This window comes from Kitasatospora aureofaciens (assembly GCF_019192735.1).
In the GTDB taxonomy this organism is placed as follows: domain Bacteria; phylum Actinomycetota; class Actinomycetes; order Streptomycetales; family Streptomycetaceae; genus Kitasatospora; species Kitasatospora aureofaciens_A.
This window is the reverse complement of sequence record NZ_JAHTKP010000010.1, coordinates 208,058-214,640: the sequence shown is the minus strand read 5'-3', so window position 1 is coordinate 214,640 and position 6,583 is coordinate 208,058. Positions and strand designations below refer to the sequence as shown.

The window sequence follows — 6,583 nt, the reverse complement described above, 5'->3', positions numbered from 1 at the left end:
AACTCACCCTCCCCGCCCAGCTGTTGTCCTACCTTGCGCTGCACGGCCGGGCGATCCGGTACGGCTACGTGGACCGCGACTGGCCGATCGAGGCCTACCAGACGGTGTTCGCGACCGTCCCCGGCAGCAGCGAAATGCCAAGCGCCGCCCGTCCGTTCACCGCCGAGGTGGTGGCCCGCCTGGCCGGTCGCGGCGTCCTGGTCGCGCCGATCACCCTGCACACCGGCGTCGCGTCCCCCGAGGCCCACGAGGCCCCCTACGCCGAACGCTTCCACGTCCCGGCGGCCACCGCCCGGCTGGTCGGCCACGTCCGCGCCGACGGCGGCCGGGTGATCGCCGTCGGCACCACCGTGGTCCGCGCTCTGGAGTCCGCCGCCGACCCGGACGGCACCGTCCACGAGGCCGACGGCTGGACGGAGTTGGTGATCACCCCCGAGCGCGGTGTCCGCGCCGTCGCCGGCCTCCTCACCGGCTGGCACGAACCCCGCGCCTCCCACCTCCACATGCTCGCCGCCGTCGCCGGCCTCCCCCTCCTCGCCCACTGCTACCGCGAGGCCGTCCACCACCACTACCTCTGGCACGAGTTCGGCGACGTGAACCTGCTCCTGCCGGAGTGATTCCTCATCCGGCGAACAGGGTCTGGGCCACGTGCTGGGTGTCAAGGTACTCGCGGACAGCGGTGATCAGGCCGTTCTCCACGGTGAACACGGCGGCGCAGTGGTTCTCGTACGCGGCGCCGTTCGCGGCCGTGCCCTTGGCGGTCCACTCGGCGACCGCCTGCGGGCCGTCCGCGAGGACCTGGGTGAGCGTCACCTCCAGGGCGGTGTCGGGGGCGAAGAGGGTCCGCACCGAGCCGAGGAAGTCGGTGAGGATGGCGTCCTTGCCGCGCCAGACCCGCGACAGCGGCAGGTTGCCCGGGTACTCCCAGGTGGCGTCGTCGGCGAAGCAGGCGATCGCGGTGTCGAGGTCGCCGTCGGCGATGGCGGTGACGTAGTCGGTGACAACGGTGCGGGCGTCGAGCTGGTTCATGGTGAGTGGCTCCTCTGGTCCGTTCGGCCGGGGCTGTCCCGCCGTGCCACCAGATAACCGCCCACCCGTCCCGCCGGGCCAACAACCGCAGCGGGAGCCCGACAACCAGGAGTTGTCGGCGCAGTTCAGGAAGGTGCCGCAGGTCAGGGAGGCGAGCTCCCGGGCGGCAGCTCCAGCTCGAACCAGACCACCTTGCCGTCCTTCGTCCGCCGGCTGCCCCACCGGTGCGCGAGCTCGTTGACCAGGTGCATGCCGCGCCCGCCCTCGTCCTCGGCGCGGGCGCGCCGGATCCGGGGGGCCTCGCTCTCCCGGTCGGCGACCTCGACGGTGAGCAGCCGGCTGCAGAACAGCCGTAGCTGGGTGGGCGATCCGGCGTGCACGAGGGCGTTGGTGATCAGTTCGCTGGTGAGCAGCTCGGCCCAGTCGGCGAGCGTTTCGAGCCCCCACGCGGTGAGCGTCTTGCGGGTGAAGCGCCGCGAGTGCCCGACCATCGCGTGGTCGCCGGTGAGCGGCAGGGTCGCGATCCGGTCGGTGCCGACGGGGCGGACCTGCGCCATGATGACGGCGATGTCGTCCTCGCTGGTGCGGCCGGTGAGCTCGGCCAGGACGGCGTCGCAGGTCTGCTCCAGCGAGCGGCGCCGGTCGGCGACCGTGCGGCAGAGCAGGCGCAGGCCCTCGTCGATGTCGTGGCCCCGGCGCTCGACCAGCCCGTCGGTGTAAAGGGCGAGGATGGCGTCCTCGGGGAGGGTGAACTCGACGCTCTCGAACGGGACTCCGCCCACCCCGAGCGGCGCGCCTGGCGGCAGCCCGACCAGTCGGGCTCCCCCCTCCGGGTCCGCCACCACCGGGGGCAGGTGGCCGGCGCAGGCGGCGGCGCAGCGGCGGTCGACCGGGTCGAAAACGACGCAGACGCAGGTGGCGAACTGCCCTTCGCCGATGGCGGTGGTGGCCTCGTCCAGTCGGTACAGGACCCGCTCCGGGTCCAGGTCGAGGGTGATCAACGTGCGGGCGACGGTTCGCAGTTGGCCCATCGTGGCGGCGGCCCGGATGCCGTGTCCCATGACGTCGCCGACGATCAGTGCGACCCGCTCGGAGGAGAGCGGCACGACGTCGAACCAGTCGCCGCCGACCTCGCTGACCACACTGCTGGGCAGGTAGCGGTAGGCGATCTCCAGGCCGAGCGTACGGTGGATCTCCTGTGGCAGCAGGCTCCGTTGGAGCGTGAGTGCGGTGTCCCGCTCGCGCCGGTAGAGCCGCCCGTTGTCGATGGCCAGGGCGGTGCGGGCGGCCAGCTCCTCGGCGAGCGACCGGTCGGCCTGCCCGAACGCCGCCGGGTTGCGGGTGCGGACGAACTCGGCCCCGCCGAGCACGAGTCCGCGCGCCACCAGCGGCACCATCAGGTACGAGTGGATCCCGGCGTCCAGGCCGGGCTGGACCCGGTCGGGCGAGGCGACGATCCGGCGCAGCTCCGCCTCGGTGACCTCCGAGACCAGGATCGAGCGCCCCGTGCGCAGGCTCTCCGCGTATATCTCGGCGGACTGCGAGGTCTCGCCCACCTCGTCGGCGGCGCCGGTCATGGTGGCGTCCGCGGACGCCTCGCCGATCGCGACCGCCCGCATCAGCACCGAGCCGTCGGCCGGGACGGGACCGGGCTCCTCGCCGCCGAGCACCGCGTCGCGCAGGTCGACGGTGACGAAGTCGGCGAAGCGCGGGATCACCATCTCCACCAACTCCCGTGCGGTGCGGTGGAGATCGAGGGTGGTGCCGATCCGCTTGCTCGCCTCGTTGAGCAGCGACAGCCGCTGCTGCGCCGCCCGCGCCTCGTCGAGGGCGCGCTGCCGGGCGGCGGCCGCATCGTGCTCCCGGGTGAACAGCAGCGCGTTGTCGATCGACACCGCCGCCCGCACCGCCAACTCCCCTGCCAGCGCGAGGTCGGCGTCCTCGTACGGGTGCTCGACGAGAGTGCGGTAGAAGCCCGCGACGCCGATCGGCGTGCCGCGCGCGATCAGCGGGACGACCATGAACGAGCGGACGTTCTGCTCCCGCACCGCCGCCGTGCGCACCGGGTCGTCGGCGAACCAGGCCATTCCCGCCTCGTCCATCCGCGGCACCAGCACGGGCTTGCGGTTGGCCAGGCACCACGCGTACGGCGAGCCGGGCAGGAAGCGGTGCACGCCGCCGGGCCGGGCGATCGGCTGCATGGTGGAGCCGGGCACCGAGTGGAACGCCATCCGCCGCAGCAGGGCGGAGCCGTCCGCCGTGGCGCGGGCCTCGCGCTCGCCGCGGACCAGGTCGTCCAGCACTTCCACGACCACGGTGTCGGCCAGCCGGGGCGTCGCCACCTCGGCCAACTCCTGGGCCGTGCGGTCGAGATCGAGCGTGGTGCCGATCCGGGCGGAGGCGGCGTTGACCAGTGCCAGCCGCTCCTGCGCGGCCTTCGCCTCGCGCAGCGCCTGTTGGCGGGCCAGCACGGTCTGGTGCTGGCGGAGGTACAGCCGGGCGTTGTCGATCGCGACGGCGGCGCGCGAGGCGAGTTCGTCGCCGAGGGTGATGTCCGCCTCCGCGAAGGACTCACGGGCGCCGCGCCGCGAGTACACCACCATGCCGAGCGTGGTGCCCCGCGCCACCAGCGGGGTGATCCGCACCGCGTGCGGCCGGTCGCCGATGTAGGCCCAGCGGTGGCTCTCGGTGAGGCCCTCGCTCAGCAGCGGCAGTTCCCAGGACGACACGACGACCGTGCGCCCGGTGGCGAGGGCCCGCGTGTACGGGGAGTCGGGCGGCAGCTCGTACACCGCGTCGATCGGCAGGATGTCCGCCGTATACAGCGCCGGGTCCGTGGTGGCGAGGGCCAGGCGGCGCACCAGCGGGGAGGAGTTCGGTTCCGGCGGCTCGACGTCACGACCGGCGACCAGCGCCTCCAGGGCGAACACGCCGCTGATGTCGGCCACCCTGGGCACCATGGCGCCGGCCAGCTCCCGGGCGGTCTGCCGCAGGTCCAGCGTGGTGCCGATCGAGGCCGTCGCGTCGACCAGCAGGGCCAGCCGCTCCTGCGCCCGGGCGGCGCGCGCGTCCGCGCGGAACCGCTCGGTGATGTCGATGACCGTCGAACTGACCCCGAGTACCCGGCCGCCGGGGGCCTCCAGCCGGAAGTACGAGGCGGACCAGGCGTGGTCGTGCCGCGGGTCGGTCGGGGTGCGGCCGTGCGACCAGGTGTCCACGACGGGCGCGCCCGTCTCCAGCACCTGGCGCATCACGGCCTCCGCCTCCGCGCCGCTGATCCCGGGCAGCAGCTCGGTGAGCCGGTGGCCCAGATGCGTCTCGGCGGGCAGCCCGTTGGCCCGGGCCAGCGCCTCGTTCAGCCGGACGAACCGCAGCTCGGGGTCGAAGACGCCCATCCCGACCGGGGACTGGGTGAAGAACCCGTCGAGGACCGCCAGATCCGCCTGGATCCGGCGCAGCGACGTCACGTCCGCGGCGACGGCCAGCACGAGCGGCCGACCGCCGGGGCCGATGATCGGGTGGGTGCGGAACTCCAGGTCCACGAGGTGTCCGTCCCGGTGCCGGACCGGGAACACGCCCGACCAGCCGCGCCCGTCCAGGATCCGCTGGAACAGCTCCAGCACCTCGGACCGCCGCTCGTCCGAGGTGAGCAGCTTGGCGGCCTTGGCCCCGAGCGCCTCGGCCGCGGTGTAACCGAGCAGTGCCTCCGCGTCGCCGCTCCAGTGCAGGATCCGCCCGTCGGCCTCGACCAACGCCGTGGCGATCGGCACCATCAGCAGGCCGTCCTGCCGCGGCTCGCCCTGGTCCCGCTCGTTCTCGTTCACCATGGCCAGAGAACCGTCCGGAGATCGTTTCCACCAGCCCTGCCATCTTCGCACGCAGGCCCGTCGGAGCGCTCACCGTACGGCTATCGGGCCCGGATAGTGGTGCCTTGCCGCTCGGCGCGCGGGAAGCCGGCTGGGCCGACTTTTGAATCCGGCCCAGCCCAAGCCCTCCCCGTACGCAGGAAGTCGACCCGGCCGACTTCTCGCGCCCTCACCCTGCGGCGACCCGCTCACGGGCGGGGGCCTCGGCCTCCGCCTCGGCGCCGGCCCGGGCCTCCGCCGCTCGCGCGGCCACCGCCAGCAGCGCGCCGGCGAGGCAGAGTCCGGCGGCGACCAGGACGGCCCGGTCGGTGCCCGCCGCCAGGGCGCGGGCCGCCGCCTCGTGGCCCGGGCCGGTCGGGCGGGAGGAGGCCGCCACCGCCACCGTGACCGCGACGCCGAGCGCCGAACCCAGGTACCGGGACGTGTTGTTGGCGCCCGAGCCCATCGCCGCCCGGTGCGGCGGCACGCTGCTGACCGCCAGCCGGGCGAGCGCCGCGTTCAGCACCCCGCTGCCGATCCCCGCGACCACCAGCCCGGGCGCCAGCCGCACCCAGGTGGAGTCCGGCCCCAGCCCGTACAGCCCCGCCTCGCCCGCGCCGCAGGCCAGCAGCCCGAGCGCGACCTGCGTGGTCGCCGACAGGCGCGCGGCCAGTCGCCGGGCCTGCAGTGCGGCGACCACCGAGAGGCCCGACCAGATGGCCAGCACCCCGCCGGCCGCCAGGCCGGACAGGCCGAGGACGCCCTGGAGTAGCGCCGGCAGGTAGCTCATGAAGCCGACCAGCGACAGCCCGGTGAACATCGCCCCGCCGGTGGCGGCGATGAAGCCGGGGCTTCGGAACAGCGCGAGGTCCAGCATCGGCTCCCGGACCCTCGCCTCCACCACCGCGAACAGCACCAGCAGCAGCACCCCGAGCGCCAGCAGCACCAGCACCACCGGCCGTCCCCACCCGCTGCGGCCCTGGGCCAGCCCGGCGATCAGGCACGACGTCCCGGCGGCCAGCGTCAGCACGCCGTACGGGTCGAGCGCTCGCGGCCGGTCGGCGCGGGACTCGGTGAGGACGGCGGAGGCGACGGCCGCGAGCGCCGCGGACACCACGGCGAGCCCGCCGTTGACCGCGCGCCACCCGGCCCACTGCTCGACCAGCGCGCCGTAGACCGGGCCGACCGCGATCCCGAGGCCGACGGCGGCGCCCCACCCGCCGAGCGCCCTGATCCGGGCCGGCCCCGGCGGGACGGCGTGGCTGATCAGGCCGAGCGCGGGCGCCAGGATCGCCGCCGACCCGGCGCCGAGCAGCACCCGCGCGGCGAGGTAGACGGTGCCGCCGGGGGCGAGCGCGGCGAGCGCCTCGGCGGCGGCGAACACCGCCACACCGACCGTGAAGACCCGCTTGCGCCCGTGGTCGTCGGCCGCGCTCCCGGCCGTGAGCAGCAGCGCCGAGATGCCGACGAGGGTGCCGGTGAGGATCCAGGTGCGCCCGGAGGCCCCGAGGTGGGCGGCCTCGGCGGTGGCGGCGAGCGAGGCGGTGGGGGCCGTGTAGGCGACGGTGACCAGCGCGGTCGTGAGCGCGGTGACGAGCAGCGTGGCACCGGGCCGGACGGGCGCGGGGTGGGGTGGTGCGGGGGACATGGGTGTTCCCTCCCGAGCGTGAGTCTGGTGAACGAACCTTCTCTCGGGGCGGTATGGTACC

At 74.5% G+C, this 6,583-nt stretch carries 4 protein-coding genes; 1 reads left to right on the top strand and 3 read right to left on the bottom strand.

The window, feature by feature from the left end:
* Positions 1-617: S-adenosylmethionine:tRNA ribosyltransferase-isomerase (locus KV557_RS13735; RefSeq protein ID WP_218200166.1), on the top strand; the 617-nt coding region annotated here is incomplete at its 5' end.
* 4 nt (positions 618-621) lie between these two features.
* Here KV557_RS13735 and KV557_RS13730 read toward each other — a convergent pair.
* The 3 genes from KV557_RS13730 to KV557_RS13720 form a co-directional block, all read right to left on the bottom strand.
* Entirely contained in the window at positions 622-1,029 is a 408-nt protein-coding gene (locus tag KV557_RS13730; protein WP_218200165.1) for a nuclear transport factor 2 family protein, read from the bottom strand.
* Positions 1,030-1,172: 143 nt separating this feature from the next.
* Complete coding sequence (locus tag KV557_RS13725; protein WP_218200164.1) at positions 1,173-4,856, bottom strand: SpoIIE family protein phosphatase; 3,684 nt, start codon at positions 4,854-4,856, stop codon at positions 1,173-1,175.
* Between the two features lie 208 nt (positions 4,857-5,064).
* Positions 5,065-6,522: an MFS transporter gene (locus KV557_RS13720; RefSeq protein WP_218200163.1), complete on the bottom strand. Its 1,458-nt coding sequence runs from the start codon at positions 6,520-6,522 to the stop codon at positions 5,065-5,067.
* Positions 6,523-6,583 lie beyond the last annotated feature (61 nt).